The following is a 281-nucleotide window of genomic DNA, read 5'->3' as shown; positions in this document are numbered from 1 at the left end:
ATCAACGAACATATCGAGAAGAATGTAGAGACGAAACGAGCCATTCGAAAAGATGCGGTTAGGTGCTGTTCGTTCATGATCTCGGCAAGTCCCGAATTCTTTGAAAAGCTGTCTCCAGAGAGCGAAAGGGAATTCTTCAAATCTAATCTGGAATTTATCCAGGAGCGTTACGGAAAAGAGAACGTGATGTATGCGTCAGTACATAAGGATGAAACGACACCTCATATGCACGTGGGTCTCGTGCCGATCACGAAAGAAAAGAAGCTGTCAGCAAAGCAGAT

General features: G+C 44.5%; 1 protein-coding gene. It reads left to right on the top strand.

The window, feature by feature from the left end; all coding sequences use genetic code 11:
- On the top strand, positions 1-281 hold a 281-nt coding region (gene mobV / locus R2R70_RS19760), incomplete at its 3' end, for a MobV family relaxase (RefSeq protein WP_410978862.1).

The organism is Cobetia sp. SIMBA_158, assembly GCF_046566945.1.
GTDB classification, from domain to species: domain Bacteria; phylum Pseudomonadota; class Gammaproteobacteria; order Pseudomonadales; family Halomonadaceae; genus Cobetia; species Cobetia amphilecti.
This window is presented reverse-complemented; position numbering and strand designations above follow the sequence as displayed.